18 protein-coding genes are annotated in these 17,939 nt (G+C 67.9%); 9 read left to right on the top strand and 9 right to left on the bottom strand.

The window, feature by feature from the left end; translation table 11 throughout:
- The first annotated feature begins 6 nt into the window (after positions 1-6).
- Entirely contained in the window at positions 7-1,230 is a 1,224-nt protein-coding gene (locus tag ASG64_RS12475) for an alkane 1-monooxygenase (protein WP_056073919.1), read from the top strand.
- On the opposite strand, the gene ASG64_RS12480 is transcribed toward ASG64_RS12475, so the two are convergent.
- Together ASG64_RS12480 and ASG64_RS12485 are read right to left on the bottom strand one after the other, a co-directional pair.
- Entirely contained in the window at positions 1,231-1,959 is a 729-nt protein-coding gene (locus ASG64_RS12480; RefSeq protein WP_056073920.1) for a mycothiol-dependent nitroreductase Rv2466c family protein, read from the bottom strand.
- 22 nt (positions 1,960-1,981) lie between these two features.
- Positions 1,982-3,265 carry an ROK family transcriptional regulator gene (locus ASG64_RS12485; RefSeq protein ID WP_056073921.1) on the bottom strand — a complete coding sequence of 428 codons (1,284 nt, stop codon included), beginning with the start codon at positions 3,263-3,265 and terminating at the stop codon, positions 1,982-1,984.
- A 324-nt stretch (positions 3,266-3,589) separates the two neighbouring features.
- On the opposite strand from ASG64_RS12485, the gene ASG64_RS12490 reads away from it, so the two are divergent.
- A complete protein-coding gene (locus tag ASG64_RS12490) occupies positions 3,590-4,477 on the top strand; it encodes a TauD/TfdA dioxygenase family protein (protein WP_056073922.1) in 888 nt (295 codons plus the stop codon).
- A gap of 26 nt (positions 4,478-4,503) precedes the next feature.
- Positions 4,504-5,244, top strand: coding sequence for an SDR family NAD(P)-dependent oxidoreductase (locus ASG64_RS12495; protein ID WP_056074349.1), 741 nt, complete (start codon positions 4,504-4,506; stop codon positions 5,242-5,244).
- Between the two features lie 10 nt (positions 5,245-5,254).
- Here the strand turns inward: ASG64_RS12495 and ASG64_RS12500 are convergent, their stop codons facing one another.
- Both ASG64_RS12500 and ASG64_RS12505 read right to left on the bottom strand, forming a co-directional pair.
- Entirely contained in the window at positions 5,255-6,436 is a 1,182-nt protein-coding gene (locus ASG64_RS12500; RefSeq protein WP_042574988.1) for a L,D-transpeptidase, read from the bottom strand.
- Between the two features lie 37 nt (positions 6,437-6,473).
- On the bottom strand, positions 6,474-7,523 hold the full coding sequence (locus ASG64_RS12505; protein ID WP_056074350.1) for a UDP-N-acetylmuramate dehydrogenase: 1,050 nt from the start codon (positions 7,521-7,523) through the stop codon (positions 6,474-6,476).
- Between the two features lie 115 nt (positions 7,524-7,638).
- Here ASG64_RS12505 and ASG64_RS12510 point away from each other — a divergent pair, with 115 nt between their 5' ends.
- Genes ASG64_RS12510 through ASG64_RS12525 form a run of 4 tightly spaced genes read left to right on the top strand, consistent with a single transcriptional unit; the run spans position 7,639 to position 11,054 of the window.
- The gene (locus ASG64_RS12510) at positions 7,639-9,201 is read left to right on the top strand and encodes an MBL fold metallo-hydrolase (protein ID WP_042574919.1); all 1,563 of its coding nucleotides are present in this window, start codon (positions 7,639-7,641) and stop codon (positions 9,199-9,201) included.
- A gap of 9 nt (positions 9,202-9,210) precedes the next feature.
- Entirely contained in the window at positions 9,211-9,729 is a 519-nt protein-coding gene (locus ASG64_RS12515) for a DUF2505 domain-containing protein (RefSeq protein ID WP_042574920.1), read from the top strand.
- 22 nt (positions 9,730-9,751) lie between these two features.
- Positions 9,752-10,255: a DUF2505 domain-containing protein gene (locus ASG64_RS12520; protein WP_042574921.1), complete on the top strand. Its 504-nt coding sequence runs from the start codon at positions 9,752-9,754 to the stop codon at positions 10,253-10,255.
- Between the two features lie 31 nt (positions 10,256-10,286).
- Positions 10,287-11,054, top strand: a complete 768-nt coding sequence (locus ASG64_RS12525; RefSeq protein ID WP_200933466.1) for a class I SAM-dependent methyltransferase — start codon at positions 10,287-10,289, stop codon at positions 11,052-11,054.
- On the opposite strand, the gene pabB is transcribed toward ASG64_RS12525, so the two are convergent.
- Positions 10,984-13,083, bottom strand: coding sequence for an aminodeoxychorismate synthase component I (gene pabB, locus ASG64_RS12530; RefSeq protein ID WP_235579582.1), 2,100 nt, complete (start codon positions 13,081-13,083; stop codon positions 10,984-10,986). The two genes, ASG64_RS12525 and pabB, sit on opposite strands and share 71 nt — an antisense overlap.
- A 13-nt stretch (positions 13,084-13,096) precedes the next feature.
- Positions 13,097-13,672: a type IV toxin-antitoxin system AbiEi family antitoxin domain-containing protein gene (locus ASG64_RS12535; RefSeq protein ID WP_056073924.1), complete on the bottom strand. Its 576-nt coding sequence runs from the start codon at positions 13,670-13,672 to the stop codon at positions 13,097-13,099.
- A gap of 110 nt (positions 13,673-13,782) precedes the next feature.
- On the opposite strand from ASG64_RS12535, the gene ASG64_RS12540 reads away from it, so the two are divergent.
- The gene (locus ASG64_RS12540; RefSeq protein ID WP_056074352.1) at positions 13,783-14,520 is read left to right on the top strand and encodes an LmeA family phospholipid-binding protein; all 738 of its coding nucleotides are present in this window, start codon (positions 13,783-13,785) and stop codon (positions 14,518-14,520) included.
- Here the strand turns inward: ASG64_RS12540 and deoC are convergent, their stop codons facing one another.
- Positions 14,521-15,198: a deoxyribose-phosphate aldolase gene (deoC, locus tag ASG64_RS12545; protein WP_042574924.1), complete on the bottom strand. Its 678-nt coding sequence runs from the start codon at positions 15,196-15,198 to the stop codon at positions 14,521-14,523.
- A gap of 27 nt (positions 15,199-15,225) precedes the next feature.
- Here deoC and purU point away from each other — a divergent pair, with 27 nt between their 5' ends.
- Positions 15,226-16,110 carry a formyltetrahydrofolate deformylase gene (gene purU, locus ASG64_RS12550; protein ID WP_042574925.1) on the top strand — a complete coding sequence of 295 codons (885 nt, stop codon included), beginning with the start codon at positions 15,226-15,228 and terminating at the stop codon, positions 16,108-16,110.
- A 12-nt stretch (positions 16,111-16,122) separates the two neighbouring features.
- Here the strand turns inward: purU and ASG64_RS12555 are convergent, their stop codons facing one another.
- Together ASG64_RS12555 and ASG64_RS12560 are read right to left on the bottom strand one after the other, a co-directional pair.
- Positions 16,123-17,157: an alpha/beta fold hydrolase gene (locus ASG64_RS12555; RefSeq protein WP_056073925.1), complete on the bottom strand. Its 1,035-nt coding sequence runs from the start codon at positions 17,155-17,157 to the stop codon at positions 16,123-16,125.
- Positions 17,154-17,927 carry a MerR family transcriptional regulator gene (locus ASG64_RS12560; protein WP_162245389.1) on the bottom strand — a complete coding sequence of 258 codons (774 nt, stop codon included), beginning with the start codon at positions 17,925-17,927 and terminating at the stop codon, positions 17,154-17,156. Before ASG64_RS12560 ends, ASG64_RS12555 begins: the two co-directional genes overlap by 4 nt.
- Between the last annotated feature and the right edge of the window lie 12 nt (positions 17,928-17,939).

Genomic DNA, 17,939 nt, shown 5'->3' on the forward strand with positions numbered 1-17,939 from the left:
TTCGACGTGACCGAAACACACCAGCGCTCCATCTCGCCGAAGACGGGTGAGTGGCGTGACCTCAACAGGTACTACTGGCCGTGGGCGCTCATCGCTCCGATGCTTCCCGTCATCTCGGTGGGCCTCGTCTACGCCTTGCAGTGGTGGGCACCGACCGCCTCCCAGGTGGCCTGGTGGTCCGGCGCACTGTTCCTCTACGTCGTGGTCCCGATCGCGGACCGCATCATCGTCCCGTTCGACGAGAATCCGCCCGAGGAACTCGTCGAATCCCTCGAGGCGGACTTCTGGTACCGAGGCTGCGTCTACGCGTACATCCCGATGCAGTTCGTCGGCATCGTGTTGTCGTCATATCTGCTGACTGCCGACGACCTGTCCTGGCTGGGACTCGAGAACGGTCTGTCGCTGGTCTCGAAGATCGGGCTGGCGCTGACCATCGGACTGGTGGGCGGCATCGGGATCAACACGGCACACGAGTTGGGACACAAGAAGATCGAGTGGGAACGGTGGTTGTCGCGCATCGTGCTCGCCCAGAGCTTCTACGGGCATTTCTACGTCGAGCACAACAAGGGCCACCACGTCCGCGTCGCGACGCCCGAGGATCCGGCGAGCTCGCGTCTCGGCGAGACCCTGTGGCAGTTCTACCCCCGCAGCGTTCTCGGCGGGTTCCGATCGGGCTGGGTGCTCGAGCGAGAACGCCTGCAGCGCACGAACAAGCGGACCTGGTCACCGTCGAACGAGAACCTGACCGCCTGGGCGATGAGCCTGGTGCTCTGGGGCGCACTGGTCGCCGTGTTCGGTCTCGAACTGTTGCCGTTCCTTCTTCTGCAGGCGGTGTACGGCATCTCGCTGCTCGAAGCCGTGAACTACCTCGAGCACTACGGTTTGCTTCGACGCACCAAGGACAACGGCCGCTACGAGCGCTGCACACCCGAGCACAGTTGGAACAGCGACTACGCGGTGTCCGACATCTTCCTCTACCACCTCCAGCGCCACAGCGACCATCACGCGAACCCGACCCGTCGCTACCAGATCCTGCGCAGCATGCCCGAATCTCCGCAGCTCCCTGCGGGTTACGCGCCCCTGATCCTCGTGTCGTACTTCCCGTTCCTGTGGCGGGCGCTGATGGACAAGCGCGTGGTCGCGCACTACGACGGCGACGTCACCCGTGCCAACATCGCGCCCGCCAAGCGGGAGAAGTACCTCGCGAAGTACCCCGTACCGACGCAGTAGCTACTTCTTCGGGCGCCGACTACCGCCGTGCCAGTCCTGCTGCACGCCCGCCTCGTCGTCCGACACGCCGAGGGCTCGCAGCTGGGGCAGCTCCCGCAGACTTCGCTTCAGCTCCGCGAACCCGGGGAACCGTGCCAGTCCCACGACGTGGTCCCACAGCTCGGCCGCCTCGGCGTCCGACGGGAGCCGGCTGATGACCGGGCCGAAGAACGCCACGCCCTCGGGCGGCTCCACGTGGATGATCGGCGTGCCGACGTCCTTGCCCGTGAGCGACAGCGCCTCATCGGTCGACGCTTGGATCTCCTCGTCGAACGACGTGTCGTCCAGAGCCCGAGCATGATGCTCGGGCAGGCCGAGCTCGGCGAGGATCGGTGCGAGGAACTCGGCCGTTCCGCGGTGCGCGTGAGCACCGGCCTCATCGGGAACCGGCTCCGCATCGAAGATCCGGGCGCCGAACGCGGCGTACAGCGGCCCCATCGCCTCCCGGCCGTGCTCGGCCCGCACGCTCGCGGCCGCCCGGAGCAGCCGGAGTCCCGCGGTGTGTCCCGCCTCGTACTCGGGCGGGAAGTGCGCCTCGTAATCGATGTGCGCGTTGAGTTGTCGGAGGGAGATGAAGCTCCAGTCGACGGTGTAGTCCCGTTGCGCCTGGACGATGCGGACCCACTTACTGGTCATCCAGGCGAACGGGCACACCGGGTCGAAGTAGAACCGGAGATCGGGTGCTGTCATGTCCGCAGTATTCCCCGTGCGATCAGCGCTGAGCGTCGATCTTGCGCATCGTCACCACGGGATCGGCGTAGAGCGAGCCGAGCGACACCGCCGCCGCCGCATGATCCTGCACGCGCTTGCCGAAGGTCGTCACGCGCACCCGCCCCGACGTGGCCACCGAACTCGCTGCCGCGAACGCGGCTTCGACGCGCTCCATCGCCGCCGGGTACGCGGTGAACGCCTGCCCACCCACCTGCACGCTGTCCGGATTGACCACGTCGTGCACCAGCGCGAGGGCGCGGCCCAGCGCATCGGCGCGATCGTTCAGAAGTTGTTCCGCGACAGGTGAACCCGTACGCGCGGCGAGGTACACCGCGGAGATCGACCGCTCGGACTCGTCGACCAGACCACTCGCGCGCGCCGCCGCGAGCACCGATCGATCGCTCACGGTCGCCTCGAGGCATCCGGTACGGCCGCAGTCGCACACGGCCGACGAGCCGGTCGGTAGATGAGCGATCGACCCCGGGCCGCCCGCGGGGGTGTGCACCCGACCGTCGATGGTCAGCGCCAACCCCGTCATCTCCCGCGCATAGAAGTACAGCGAAGTGCCCGTGTGATCTTTGTCCGCCGTCTCCGGTGCGAGCAACAGCTCCGACGCCGCCATCGCCTCGACGTGCGGCGCCACGGCCACCACTGCGCCGAGCCGCTCCCCCAGAACAGCACCCACCGGGGCATCGGACCAGGCGAGGCGGGGGTGATCGACAGTGCCCTTCTGCGCGTTCACACGGCCACCGATGGCCACGCCGACGAAGAGGATGCGACGTCGGTGCCACCGCGCGGCGAAGGCCGCGGCGCTCTCCGCGATGGATCGCAGTGCGCCGGAATGGCCGCCGGTCGGGGTGGGGATCTCCACTCCGCCGAGGACGGTCCCGCGGAGATCGACGGCGACGATGCGGGTCGTCGTGGCGCCGATGTGGACGCCCAGAGTGCACTGCCCCTCGTGGTCGACCTCGACGGGTACACGGGGGCGTCCCACGGCGCCGGACGTCGACAGGTCCGCGCGTTCGCGGAGCAGTCCTGCCGAGATCAGGGCGCTGACATGACGATTGACGGTCGCGGTACTGATGCCGGTGGCGCCCACGATGACGTCGCGCGAGACCGGCCCGCGCTGGACGACGGCGCGGAACACGACGGCGGCGGGAGTGTCACTGACACGAAGTTCGGGAGCGACGACGCGAGCGAAGCGTGCGCGGCCGGTTCTGGTGTGCGGGGGCCGGCCGAGCGGGGAGCGAGCCGGGGTGGAGGCAGCGAATGTCGAGACAGACATGAAGGTTCCTCGGAACTGAAGTGACGGGGTGAGCCGGAGGCGAGAATGCCGAGGCCGGTCGTACCCGTGCGATGAACCGAAGGATCAGTTCACCGAGCGACGCGCGATCAGTCTCGGACGAGTCCGCGTCGACAACAGAGTTCGCGAGCGAGAGGCAGGCGGGAACCGAGAGCAGCGGTCACATAGGTGACCCGCGGCGCGGTCTTCCTCGCTGGTGCCATGACCGAAAAGTAGCACTGATGCCGCCGCGCTGCAGAATCGCCTGTTTCGCTCGAGGTGATTCGAAGGGTCGACACCCTGCACGGATAGGACCACAGTGAGCCCATGAAGACCGTGAAACTGGGCGCGAACATCGGCGCACGTATCGACGATGTGCGCCTCGGCGGAGATCTGCCGCCGCACGTGGTGGCCGACATCAACGACGCACTTCTCGAGCACGAGGTCGTGTTCTTCCGAGGACAGCACCACGTCGACGAGAAGGTCCAGTACGCGTTCGCGGAGCGCCTCGGTATCCCCACGACACCGCACCCCACGGTGCGCTCGCGCGGAACCCGCACGCTCGCCATCGATTCCACGTACGACAAAGCGGACAGCTGGCACACCGACGTCACGTTCGTCGACCGCATCCCGAAGGCGTCGATCCTGCGCGCAGTGACCCTGCCCGCCTACGGCGGCACCACGACGTGGGCGTCGACGACCGCTGCGTACGAACAGTTGCCGCCGGCGATCGCGGCGCTCGCCGACTCTCTGTGGGCCGTGCACACCAACGTCTACGACTACGCGGCCGTCGCGGCCGAGAAGTCCGTGTCGTCGTCCGCCCAGCGGTACCGCGAGGAGTTCCGCAGCGAGTACTTCGAGACGGAACACCCCGTCGTTCGCGTCCACCCGGAGACGGGCAAGCGCTCGATCGTGTTGGGCCACTTCGCCAAATCCTTCACCGGCCTGTCCTCGAAGGAGTTCCGCGCGATCTTCGAGCTGCTCCAGGACCGGGTGACGCGCCTCGAGAACACCATCCGGTGGTCGTGGGAGCCCGGCGACATCGCCATCTGGGACAACCGGTCCACTCAGCACTACGCCGTCTCCGACTACGACGACCAGTACCGCCGCCTCGAACGCATCACCCTCGCCGGTGACGTCCCGGTGAGCGTGCACGGCGAGTACTCCCGCGTCGTCGCCGGGGATGCGTCCGGGTACAGCGCGATCGCGAGCTGACACACCGGCGTCCTAGGCTTGTGCTCATGACTCAGTCACCTCAGCGCACCGCCGTCGTCACCGGAGCGAGTTCGGGAATCGGGGAAGCGACCGCCCGCAGACTGGCCGCCGACGGATTCCATGTCGTCGTCGGCGCACGCCGGGTGGACCGGCTCGAGGCGCTGGCCGAGGAGATCGGCGGTACGGCGCTGGCTCTCGACGTCACCGACGAGGATTCCGTCGCCGCGTTCACCGCGGTCGTCCCGCGCGTGGACATCCTGGTGAACAACGCCGGCGGCGCCAAGGGCCTGGCCCCCGTTCTCGAGGCCGACCTCGAGGACTGGCGCTGGATGTGGGAGACCAATGTCCTGGGCACGCTGCGGATGACGAAGGCGCTGCTGCCCAAACTGATCGAGTCCGGTGACGGCCTCATCGTCACGATCACCTCGATCGCGGCCTTCGAGACCTACGACAACGGCTCCGGCTACACCTCGGCGAAGCACGCGCAGGGCGTTCTGCACCGGACGCTGCGCGGCGAACTGCTGGGCACGCCCGTCCGCCTGACGGAGATCGCACCGGGCGCCGTGGAGACCGAGTTCTCCCTCGTGCGTTTCGACGGTGACGCGGACAAGGCCGCGAAGGTCTACGAGGGTATCGACCCGCTGGTGGCCTCGGACATCGCCGACGTGATCGCCTTCGCGGCGTCGCGTCCCCCGCACGTCAACCTCGACACCATCGTCATGCGCCCGCGCGACCAGGCTCCGGGCGGGCGTTTCAGCCGCCGCTGAGACCGATCGGTCAGGCGGCCAGGGCGCTCATCGACTGCCACGTGGACCAGTCCACAGCCCAGTCGTAGATGTCGCCGTCGGCCGCCGACAGGTCGATGCGCGTGCCCGTGACCTCGACCGGATCGCCGTAGACGGCCATCTGGAAGTACGTCTGGGCGTCCTCGGTGGAGAGGTTGATGCAGCCGTTGGTGACGTTCGACGATCCCTGGACGCCGGTGGTCAGCGGGTTCGCGTGGATGAACTCGCCGTTGTTGGAGATGCGGGTGGCCCACCGTTCACGCACGTTCTCGTAGAACGGCGGGTTCGACATCAGGAAGTCCTCGTACTTCTCCGACACCACGTGGATGCCGCTGCGCGTGACGTTGCGGTCCTCGTTGCCCTCGCCGTAGCTGACGGGGATGTCCATGACGGTCACGCCGTCGCGGACCACCTGCATGCGGTGACTGGTCGCGTCGGCGATGACCACCTGGCTGCGACCGATGGTGAAGTCGATACTCACGTCGGAGTCGCCGTACGCGCCGCCGCCGTAGTTCACGCCGTACAACTTCGCCGACACCTGCACGGACGTGCCGGGTGCCCAGTAGTTCTGCGGACGCCAGTGCACCCGCGACCCGCCGTCGTCGGGCAACCACGCCCAGGATCCGACGGTGGGCGGGTTCGTCGTGATGGTCAACGCCTTCTCGACGGCCTTCTTGTCGACGATCGCATCGTCGAACTTCAGGATGATCGGCGCCGCGACGCCCACTTCCTGCCCGTCACCGATGTTCGTGGAGACCGAGGTGATGGACGCCGGGGCGACGGTTCCGACGGTGCCCTCGACGGGGACCGTCTTGCCGTCGCTCCCCACGGCGGTGCCGGTCCAGGTGTAGACGGCGTCGTACCCCAGCGGTTCGGTGACGGTGAAGGTGGTCTTCGCGGGATCCAGGCTTCCGGCGACCGTCCGGCCGTCGGCCGTGGTCAGCGCTACCTGCTGGAAGGTCCCGTCGGCGACGGTCACCGAGATCGGCGTCGAGGGCGACACGTCGGTGGAGCCGGCCGCGGGTGTGTAGGTCACCGCGGCGACGGGCGCGGCCTCGGTGGTCGGCGCTGCGGCCGACCCCCCGGAACCGGAGCCGGTCGAGCATCCCGCCACCAGCGCCACCACGAGTGCCAGCACCGCGAGAACGGCCGCGATCGGTGTCTTCCCCTGCATCTTCACGCGCACAACGGTACCTGTGGAAACAGACTCGTCAGTCGAGCGAGCAGTTCACCAGTCGACACTCGGGGGTCAGGGTGATCCCGTACTTCTGCAACACACCGGCCTTGACGTGCGACGCGAGCGCGAGAACATCCGCCGCCGTGGCGCCGCCCCGATTGGTGACGGCCAGGACGTGGCGGGTGGACAGCGTGACGCGCCCGGTGCCGAAGTCCGCGCCGTAGCCGCGGGAGAAGCCGGCATGTTCGATGAGCCAGGCGGCGCTGAGTTTGATGCCCTTGGGGTCCGTGAACTGCGGTGATCCGAGCGCTTCGGGCGGAACGACCTCGACGATCGGATTCAGGAAGAACGATCCGACACTCCACGAGTCGTGCTCCGCCTCGTTCCACACCATGCCGCGATCGGTGCGCAGGGCGATGACGGCGTCGCGGACCTCCCGAGCGGACACCGTGTCGCCGATCCGGACACCGAGCCGCTCGGCGAGAGCGGCGTAGCGCACGGGGGCCGACTCGTCGCTGCGCTGAAGGTCGAACGTGACGTTCACCACGACGTAGCGGTCGGTGTACTTGAACGCCGAGGACCGGTGCGATCCGAACCCGCAGCGGGCGTTGTCCCACACCTCCACCTCGCCGGTCTCCCGGTCGAGAACGGTGACCGATTCGAGGCAGTCCGAGGTGGACGCCCCGTAGGCACCGACGTTCTGCACGGGCGTGCCGCCCACGCTGCCCGGGATCCCGGAGAGGGCCTCGACACCGGCGAGGCCGTGGTCGAGTGCGGTCCGCACGAGCAGGTCCCACTCGACTCCCGCATCGGCGTGGATGCGGGTGCCGTCGACGCGCAACTCGGAGGTGGCGATGTGGACGACGACACCGTCGAAGCCGTCGTCGCCGACGAGCAGGTTGGACCCGCCGCTGATCACCAGAAGGGGCCGACCGTCGGCATCCGCGCTGCGCACGGCGTCGACGAGCTGCTCCGACGTGGTCGCGTCGACGAACGTGCCGACGGGACCACCCACGCGGATGGTGGTGAGATCGGCGAAGGTCGTGCGCGCGGGATCGCCGCTGCGAACGAGGTCCGCGGACAGGTGAGGACTGCTGGTCACGAGGGTGAACGGTACCTGGCCGGTCGGGGTGGCAGGCACCCGCGCGAGCGCGCCTACCATGGAGGGTGAACGGACTAGGTCTTTCGGAAGGATTCACGTGCAGGTCACCAGCGTCGGACACGCCGGATTCCACATTCGGACAACAGCGGGATCCATTCTGTGCGACCCGTGGGTCAATCCGGCGTACTTCACGTCGTGGTTCCCGTTCCCGGACAACTCCCAGCTGGACTGGGACGACCTGGGCAACTGCGACTACCTGTACGTCTCGCATCTGCACAAGGACCACTTCGATCCGAAGCACCTGGCGAAGCACGTCAACAAGGACGCCGTGGTGCTGCTGCCGGACTACCCGGTGCCGGATCTGCGCACGGAGCTCGAGAAGCTCGGCTTCACCAAGTTCTTCGAGACGACCGACTCGGTCAAGCACACGGTGTCCGGCCCGAAGGGCGACCTCGACGTGATGATCGTCGCACTGCGCGCCCCCGCCGACGGCCCCATCGGGGACTCCGGCCTCGTCGTCAGCGACGGGGAGACCACCGCGTTCAACATGAACGACGCCCGGCCCGTGGACCTCGACATGATGACCGAGGCCTTCGGCCACATCGACGTCCATATGCTGCAGTACTCCGGCGCCATCTGGTACCCGATGGTCTACGACATGCCGCAGCGCGCCAAGGATGCCTTCGGCACCCAGAAGCGGCAGCGTCAGATGGACCGGTGTCGGCAGTACATCGAGCAGGTCGGCGCGACGTGGGTCATCCCGTCCGCCGGTCCACCGTGCTTCCTCGACGACGAGTTGCGCTCGCTGAACGACGTCTACGGCGATCCGGCGAACATCTTCCCCGACCAGATGGTGTTCCTCGACCAGATGCGCCGCCACGGCCACGACAAGGGCCTGCTGATGATGCCGGGAACCACGGCGGACTTTGCCGGTTCCGACCTGAACGAGCTGGCGCACCCACTGCCCACCGACGAGGTGGAGGCCATCTTCACCACCGGCAAGGCCGACTACATCGAGGCGTACGCGCAGCGTCAGGCCGACGTCATCGCGGCCGAGAAGGCGTCGTGGGCGACCGCAGCCGGTGAGCCACTGCTGGGACCGCTGCGCGCGCTGTTCGAGCCGATCATGGCGCAGACCGACCAGATCTCCGACGGCATCGGCTACCCGGTGGAGCTCAATCTGCAGGGCGCCGACAGAGTGGTGCTCGATTTCCCGAAACGCATCGTGCGCGAACCGATCCAGGACGAGAAGTTCCGCTACACATTCGAGATCCCGGCCGAGCTGGTCCGCACGGTGCTGCGGGACGGCGAGTCCGACTGGGTCAACTCGATCTTCTTGTCGACGCGATTCCGCGCGAAGCGGGTCGGTGGCTATAACGAGTTCCTGTACACGTTCTTCAAGTGCCTCACCGACGAGCGCATCGCTTACGCGGACGGTTGGTTCGCCGAGGCGCACGACGACACGGCGACCATCGTCAAGGACGGCTGGGAGATCCAGCGCCGGTGCCCGCACCTGAAGGCGGATCTGTCGAAGTTCGGTGTCATCGAGGGGAACACGCTGACGTGCAACCTGCACGGCTGGGACTGGAACCTCGAGACGGGCAAGTGCCTGACCTCGAAGGGTCACCCGCTGCGATCCGAGCGCGCCGCGCAGAGTTAATCTCAGTCCATGCCACGCAGGTTCGATCACACGGTCCCGTCCTCCCTCTCCGCCGCGACGGTGCACGCCGCGCTCACGTCGGAGAAGTACTGGGCGGATCGCCTCGAGGCCGTGGGCGGCCCCAAGGCCGTGCTGAACGATGTCACCGTCTCCGGCGACACGGCCGACACCCGCACCGTGTCCGTATCGATGACGCAGGCCATCGCCGAGGAGCTGCTGCCGGGCGCGATCACGTCCATCCGCCCCGGTGACCTGGTCATCCACCGCACCGAGTCGTGGGGTTCACTGGACGCCCAGGGTGCCTCGGGCACGTTCGAGGCCAAGGTCGAGGGCGCTCCCGCCTCGATCACCGGAACTCTCGCGCTGCGGTCGAAGGGTGCCGGATCCGCGCTCACCGCGACGGGTCAGGCCGAGGTCAAGGTGCCCATCTTCGGCGGGAAGATCGAGCAGGCCGTCATCGAGCAGGTCCTCGCCCTCATCGACGCCGAACAGGATTTCACCGACACCTGGGCGCCGGAGCACCTCTGACTCACCGGTAACCTCATCGACCATGGCACGTCGCATGAACTACTCGGCTCGACTCCCGTTCACGACGGAACAGGTGTACGCAGCGTTGACGACCCGGGACTACTGGGACGCGATCATCGTCGAACTGCGCAAACTGTCCGAGAACGAGCTGACGAAGTTCGAGGTCACCGCCGACGGCGTCGACGTCGTCATGCGCCACATCATCCCTCGCAACACGCTTCCCGACGTGGCGCAGGCCGTGATGAAGAAGGACATGGTCATCACCCGCAACATCCACCACGACGCGTACTCGGAGACGACGGCCGGCAAGTACGACGCGTCCATCCCCGCCGGTCCCGGCAGCCTCACCGGCACGACGTCGCTCTTCGCGACCGAGACCGGCTCCACGCTGCGCACCACGTCCGAGGCGAAGGTCTACATCCCGTTCATCGGCGGCAAGCTCGAACAGCTGATGTTGGTCAACCTCGTCGATCTGTGGCGCGGCGAGGGCGACGTCACGCACGAATGGCTGACGAAGAACGCCTGATCCCCCCTCTGCGCTTCCGGACCGTCTGCTCATGGCCTTCGAGGGTGTCGTCACCCGCGGCACGACGAACATCAACCGGTTGCGTCGCAGTGATCGCAGGCTGGTGCACGATCCGGCGATCCGGTCGCTGCTGACCTCCTCGTCGGCGCCGCTGGTCGTCGACCTGGGGTACGGGGCGTCCCCGGTGACGACGCTGGAGTTGGCCTCTCGACTGAGGACCGTCCGCGCCGACGTCGCCGTCGTCGGACTCGAGATCGACCCGGGGCGAGTGGTCCCCGATCAGGACGGCGTGATCTTCCGACGCGGCGGTTTCGAACTGGCCGGGCTGCGGCCCCACCTGGTGCGCGCGTTCAACGTGTTGCGTCAGTACCCCGAGGAGGCTGTACCGGGGGCGTGGTCCCGCATCACGTCCTCGCTCGCCGACGGAGGTCTGCTGATCGACGGGACGTGCGACGAACTCGGGCGACGCGCGACATGGGTGACCGTGGCCGCGCAGGGACCGGTGTCCCTGACCATCGCCTGGGATCCGTTCACGGTGGACCGTCCGTCGGACATCGCCGAGCGCCTCCCCAAGGCCCTCATCCATCGCAACGTTCCCGGCGAGCGCATCCACGACGTGCTGCGCGCCGCCGACCGTGCGTGGGACGTCGCCGCTCCCCTGGCGCCGTTCGGCCCGCGGGTGCGGTGGCGCGCGGCGGCGACAGCGCTTGCTGCACAGGGACTTCCGATCACGGTCCCGCGACGTCGGATGCGGGACAACGTGCTCCAGCTGCCGTGGGAGGCGGTCGCACCGGCGTGACCCCGAGGACACCGAGCAGCGCCGCCGCTTTCAGGTGCATCTCGCGGAGTTCGTCCTCGGGGTCCGACAACGCGACGATCGCGCCGCCGGTACCGACGCTCGCCGTACCGCCCGACAGCACGATCGTTCGGATGACAATGGAGAGGTCGGCAGCGCCCGACAGCGAGAACCAGCCCAGCGCACCGGAATACACGCCGCGCGCACCGTTCTCGAGACGGTCGATGATCTCCGTCGTCCGACGCTTCGGCGCGCCGGTCATGGAGCCACCCGGAAACGCCGAGCGCACACAGTCGACGGCGGTCGCTCCCGCCCGCAGGTGCCCCACGACCGTGGACACCAACTGGTGCACATGAGTGTGGGTCTCCACGTCGAACAACACGGGCACCCGGACCGACCCGGAGTCGCACACTCTGTTCAGATCGTTGCGCACCAGATCGACGATCATGATGTTCTCGGCGCGGTCCTTCTCGCTGGACCGCAGATCGTCCCGCGCCGCGACGTCCTCGTCCGGGGTACGTCCGCGGGCGCGAGTGCCCTTGATGGGCTTGGACTCCACGTCTCCCGACGCGGTGATCCGCAGGAACCGCTCCGGTGACGCACTGAGCACCGCGACGCCGGGAAAGGACAGGAACGCCGCGTAGGGAGCGGGGCTGACGCGTCGTAACGCGGTGTAGAGGTCCGCCGGATCGCCCGTGTACGGCACGGTGAATTCGTTGGTCAGGCAGATCTCGTAACTCTCCCCCTGCGTGATCAGATCCAGGCATTCCGCGACGGCCCCGCGGTAGGCGTCGTCGTCGTGCCGCGGGCGCACCTCGGCGGGCGGAGGACCGAACGCAGGGCGTGCCGCAACCACCGGTTCCCACGGCGTCATCGCTGCGAGGGCGGACCCCGTCGACTCCAGCCAGGCCACCGCGGCGGAGGGACTGCCGCCGAACTCCGAAAGCGTCAGCAGATATGTGCAGCGGTCACGATGATCGAGTGCGACGAGACGGTCGGCGAAGATCATCTGCACGTCCGGCGTCCGCGCCGCATGGACGGCGCCTCCGGACGTCTCCGCTGCCAGCTCGTAGCCGAGGTACCCGACGTAGCCGAGCGTGAACTCGAACGGCACCTCCGGTACGCGGGACAGGGTGCGCAGACCCAGCTGCTCGTCCAGGTACTCGAGGAAGGTCGGCACCACGGTCACGCTCTCACCCTGTGCACCGCGCACCGTGACCGTCGACGTCGCGACGTCGTACCCCAGGTGCTCGGCGAGCGGGCCGTCACCCGGGCCGAGGAACGAGAAGCGGACGCCCCCCGTGATGTCGGCGCTCGAGTCCAACCAGAACGACGTCGCACCACCCAGGAGTCGGGACACCTCGGCCGGGTCGGGGAGGCTGTCGATCCGCCGGACGTGTGCCTCGTACCGTGCGGGCCGGATGGACGGCGGGTCGGGTGCGGGCGCCACCCGTGTCGACGGCGGTACCAGTCTCAGGAAGTTCGCGATCAGCTGCAGCCCACCCTCCGTGCCGATCGACTCGGGGTGGAACTGAACGCCCCTGATCGGCAAGGTGCGGTGACGCATGGCCATGACGACTCCGTCGTCGCTGCGTGCGGTCACCTCGAGAACGTCGGGCACCCGCGTGACGGCCAACGAGTGATAGCGGACGACTCGGAGCGGCGACGGCAGCCCGGCGAACAGATCCGTTCCGTCGTGGATCACATCGGACAGACGACCGTGCATCGGTGTCGGCGCCAGGTCGACTGTGCCGGAGAAACATTCGGCGATACCCTGATGCCCCAGGCACACGCCGAGCACGGGCAGGCCGCTCCGGAGGATCGCCTCGCGACCCAGGCTGAAGTCCGCGTCACGGCTCGGACGACCGGGGCCCGGCGAGACCACCACCGCGTCCACATCGGACCACGGAACCGAGTCGTACTCGGCATCACCCATCACGACGATCGGCGGAACCGACGACACCTCCTCGATGTACTGCGCGAGGTTGTAGGTGAAGGAGTCGTAGTTGTCGATCAGGAGGGTCCGCGTCACCGGGCCCATCATCTCAGCGCAGGGCCATCTCCACGCGCTCGGCCACACGGTCACCGCACTCGACCGCCTGCTCGAACAACTCGTCCACCGTCAGGCGACCGAGCATCAGCCCGTCACCGACCACCTCGTCGAGCGTGAACTGCGAGATTCCTCCGGCCGCGAGATCGAGCACGGTGCGGGTGGGCGTCGTCAGGCGGAAGGTGCCCGTGAACTCGATGTCGGCGCCGACGAGCCGGCCACGGTGGACGGCGAGGCGTCGATCGTGCGCGCGGGCCGTTCCGCTGACCCGGATGTGGACGAACTGAGGGTGGAGCGACCCGAGCCCGTGCAGTTCCGCAGCACTCTGGTGCGAGACGACGGCGGTCGGTCCGAGCCACGCGCACCACTTCGAGTACTCCTCGAGGTCGTGGTGCGGCCACTCGGTCAGACGCAGCAGGTCCGTCTCCACGCGAGTCCACGAGCCGTCGTCGACGTGCGCTCCGATGTCGGTGGGCGTGTACCCGGCATCCATCGCCTGGGCCGAGGTGAAGAACCCGTCCTGCTCGGTGACGAGTCCGTCCAAGCGCTCCACGACATCGTCACCGGCCATGACGTGAGACTACTCGGATGTGTCATCTGTCACAGTCTTTTCGCGGAGGCTCGTCACCCGGATGCCTCGTTCACAGAGATGCCTCAGACACCTGCTGAACAATGTCCCTCATGAGCCAATCCACTGCACCCCGGCGGCGCTCCCGAGTGCCCCTCATCGCGATCTCCGTGGTCGTCGTGCTGATCGTCGCGCTCGTCGGCGGCGAGCTGTACGCCCGCAACCGCGTCGAGAACTGCCTCACCACGCAGTTCGAGAGCGAGCTCGGCTCGCAGATCGACGTCGGGCTCGGACTGCAGCCCGTGCTGTTCTCGCTGGCCACGAAGAAGTTCTCGTCCGTCGACATCTCCAGCGACGACACGAAGTTCGGGCCGGCGCAGGACATGCAGGTCCAGGCCACCATCGACGACGTCGACCTCACGGGCAGCGACACCTCGTCCGGGCAGATCGGCAGCAGCTCGGCGGACGTCACCTGGTCCACCGAGGGCATCCTCGCGACCCTCCAGGCCCAGGGCGTCGGCGGCATCGTCTCCGGTGTCACCAGCGACCCGGGGGCGGGCACGCTGAACTTCGGCATCGTCGGCGGGCTCGCCCAGTTGACGGTGAAGCCTGTCGTCCAGGGCGACGCCATCGTCGTGGAGACGGTCGACGCGTCGATCCTCGGCATCGGCATCCCGACGGACCTGGCGGACAGCGTCGTCAAGATCCTCACGGACAGCCTGCAGGCCTACCCGCTGGGAATGACTCCCGACGCGCTCGAGGTCACCGACACGGGCATCCACATGACGCTCAGCGGCGGTCAGTACACGATCCCCGTCGCGCAGGACTCCTCGCAGCAGATCAGCTGCTGATCAGGCCGGGAACCCGTCCAGCACCGCGCGGGTTCCCGACAGTCCCAGCCGTGTCGCACCGGCCTCGATCAGCGCTCGGGCGGTGTCCGCGTCGCGGATGCCGCCCGATGCCTTGATGCCGAGCCGCCCACCCACGGCCGACGCCATCAGAGCGATCGCCTCGACCGACGCACCGCCGGCGGGGTGGAAACCGGTGGAGGTCTTGACGAAGTTCGCGCCACCGCGCTCGGCCGCGTAGCAGCACTCCGTCACGGCGCGTTCTCCCTGCGCGGACGCCAGCAGGGCGGCGGACTCGATGATCACCTTGAGAACGGCGTTGTCCCCCATCGCTTCCCGGACGGTGATGATGTCGGACAGCACGGCATTGAAGTCGCCCGCAGTCGCCGCGCCGACATCGATGACCATGTCGATCTCGGTGGCCCCGTGCTGGACGGCCAGGCGCGCTTCGGATCCCTTGATCAGCGAATGATGCTTTCCGGACGGGAAACCCGCCACCGCGGCGACGACCAGGTCGCCGGTGTCGCGCACCGGAAGCATCGACGGTGAGACGCACACCGCGAGCACTCCCAGATCCTTCGCCTCGTCGATGAGCGCCCGCACGTCGGCGAGCGTCGCTTCGGGCTTGAGCAGCGTGTGATCGACCATGCGGGCGACGTCACCGCGGGTGAGGGTAGTCATGACGTCCAGCCTGTCACGGGTGAGAGAATGGGTTCCATGCCGTCCGAATCTCGCCGCTTCGTTCTCACTCTCGGATGTCCCGATCGCACGGGTATCGTCGCGCGGATCTCGACCTTCCTCGCCGATCTCGGTGGGTCGATCGTCGAGGCCGCATACCACGCCGATGCGGACAGCGGCTGGTTCTTCACACGCCAGGCAGTCGCGGCGTCGTCGATCGACATCGGGGTGGACGAGCTCCGGGCGCGTTTCGCCTCCGTGGCAGACGAGATCGGCCCCGAGACCGAGTGGTCGCTGAGCGACTCGGGTGAGCGCAAGCGCGTCGTGCTGTTGGTGAGCAAGGAGGGGCACTGCCTGCACGACCTGCTGGGTCGCGCCGCCGGCGGTGAGCTGCCCGCGACCATCGACGCCGTGATCGGCAACCACCCCGACCTCGAATCCGTCACGCGCGCACACGGTGTGCAGTTCCACCACGTCCCGTTCCCCAAGGATCCGGCGGAGCGTGGACCGTCCTTCGACACTCTGCGCGACCTCGTGGACGGCTACTCACCCGACGCGGTGGTGCTGGCCCGCTTCATGCAGGTACTCCCGGAGTCGTTGTGCGAGCACTGGTCCGGCCGCGCGATCAACATCCACCACAGCTTCCTGCCGTCGTTCGTCGGCGCCCGCCCGTATCACCAGGCGTTCGCACGCGGCGTCAAGCTGATCGGTGCCACCTGCCACCTGGTGACGGCCGAACTCGACGCCGGACCCATCATCGAGCAGGACGTCATCCGCATCGACCACTCGGATGCGGTGGCGGACATGGTTCGTCAGGGCCGCGACATCGAGAAGATGGTTCTCGCGCGCGGACTGCGGTGGCACCTCGAGGACCGCGTCCTCGTCCACGGCCGCAAGACCGTCGTCTTCAGCTGAGTCGGGCTCCGGTCAGGCCGGGAGTTCCGCCAGTCGAACGAGTTCGGCGTCGAACTCGGCGATGGCCTCGACCGAACTCATGTGACCCACACCGGGCAGTTCGATCAGGCGCCCGGACGTGTCGCCATTCAGCACGCCGGCGCGGGACAGCTGCTCGGCGAGGCTTCGGGCGTGCACCGGCGGGGTCAATCTGTCGACGGTTCCCACGATGACGGACGTCGGCACGTCGATGTTGTGCAAGGCGTCGCGGATGTCGAGGGTGGACAACGCCGAACCCCACATCCCGCGGGTCCGAGGTGCACAGTCCCGGACGATGCGCTCGCAGAACGCCACCTGTGCGCGCGTCGACGCCGAACCCATGGTCACGTACTTCAGGGCGCGCGCGGACAGCGGGCTGGACGGAATGGGCAGGACCGATCCCATGACGGACGACGCGACCCGTGCGGGCACCTGCGCCACACCGGGCGGGAGCGGGATCACCGTCGTCTCACGGACCAGACTGTCGGTCGCGGTGTTGGCCAGCAGAATCGCTTTCACGTAGCGACGCACCTGCTCGGGATACTCTCCCGCCCAGGCCATCACGGACATGCCGCCCATGCTGTGTCCGGCCAGGACTGCCGGTCGGTCGGTGCTCACCGTCGCGTCGAGCACTGCGGCGAGGTCGTCTCCCAGGACGTCCGGACCGAGCGGCCGCGTACCGACGTCGCTCGCCCCGTGACCCCGCTGGTCGTACACGACCACCCGGTAGGTGCCGGCCAGGTCGTTGATCTGCGGCGTCCAGTAATCGGCGGAGCAGGTCCATCCGTGGCTCAGCACGATGGGATCGGCGTCGGGGTCCCCGTACTCACGGACGTGCAGTCGTGCGCCGTCCTCGGCGACGACGGTGCGCACCCGCGGTTCCAGATCGGGTCGACGCAGAAGCACGTCCGCATCGCCCAGTCGGGTGGACGGCGGTGCGCTTCGGCGGCGGGACACCACAGCTCCCGCCACACCTGCTACCGCGGCGCCGGCGACGGCGGTGGCCAACAACGTGCGTCGATCGGTCATGCGTCTCCTCGGGTGTCGTCGTCGGACCCGGGCGAGTCCGACGGTGTCGCGCCGTTGAGCGCGGTCTCCATGGCGTGCACGATCTCGGCATCCATGGCTTCGGTGAACAGAGCTTGCACGGCCTGGGCCGCCAGAGGACGAAGGGTGGTGATGAGGTCGGCCATCGCGGAGAGTTCGCTCGGCTCGAGCAGGAACGGATCGGCGCCGCCCGGAACGAAGCGGTCGACGACCAGACGGACGAACTGCTTCGACACGCTGGTCAGATCCGAGTGCACACGTTCGGTGCGGTCGAGGATGTCCGTCAACGCCAGTCCGGCGTCGAACAGCACCTTCGCGGCGCGGACGAGCGCCGGATTCGCGACGCGGAACCCGTCGCCCTCCGCCGTGAACACGTCCAACTTCTGGGCGCGTCCGAGTTCGACGTCCGTGATGCGACCGTCGAACATGGCGTCGATGTCGCTGCGGGACAGATAGACCGATCTGTCGACGGTGGCGGCGCCGTCCGGGTCCTCGGTGCCCAGCACATCCTCCACACGCAGTCCGTACTGCGCCGCGGTCAGGAGTTCGCTGATGGTGACGAAGGTGTAGCCCCGGTCGAGCATCCGAGAGATCATCTGCAACCGCGCGAGGTGCGATTCGTCGTACCAGCCGGTGCGCCCGACCTTGCGGGGCGGAGGCAGCAACCCGCGGTCCTGATAGACGCGCACATTGCGGACGCTCACGCCGGCTTCCCGGGCCAGGTCGTCGATGCGGTACTCCGTCACAGGCACCCTCAGACGATA

This window comes from Rhodococcus sp. Leaf247 (assembly GCF_001426185.1).
Classification (GTDB): domain Bacteria; phylum Actinomycetota; class Actinomycetes; order Mycobacteriales; family Mycobacteriaceae; genus Rhodococcoides.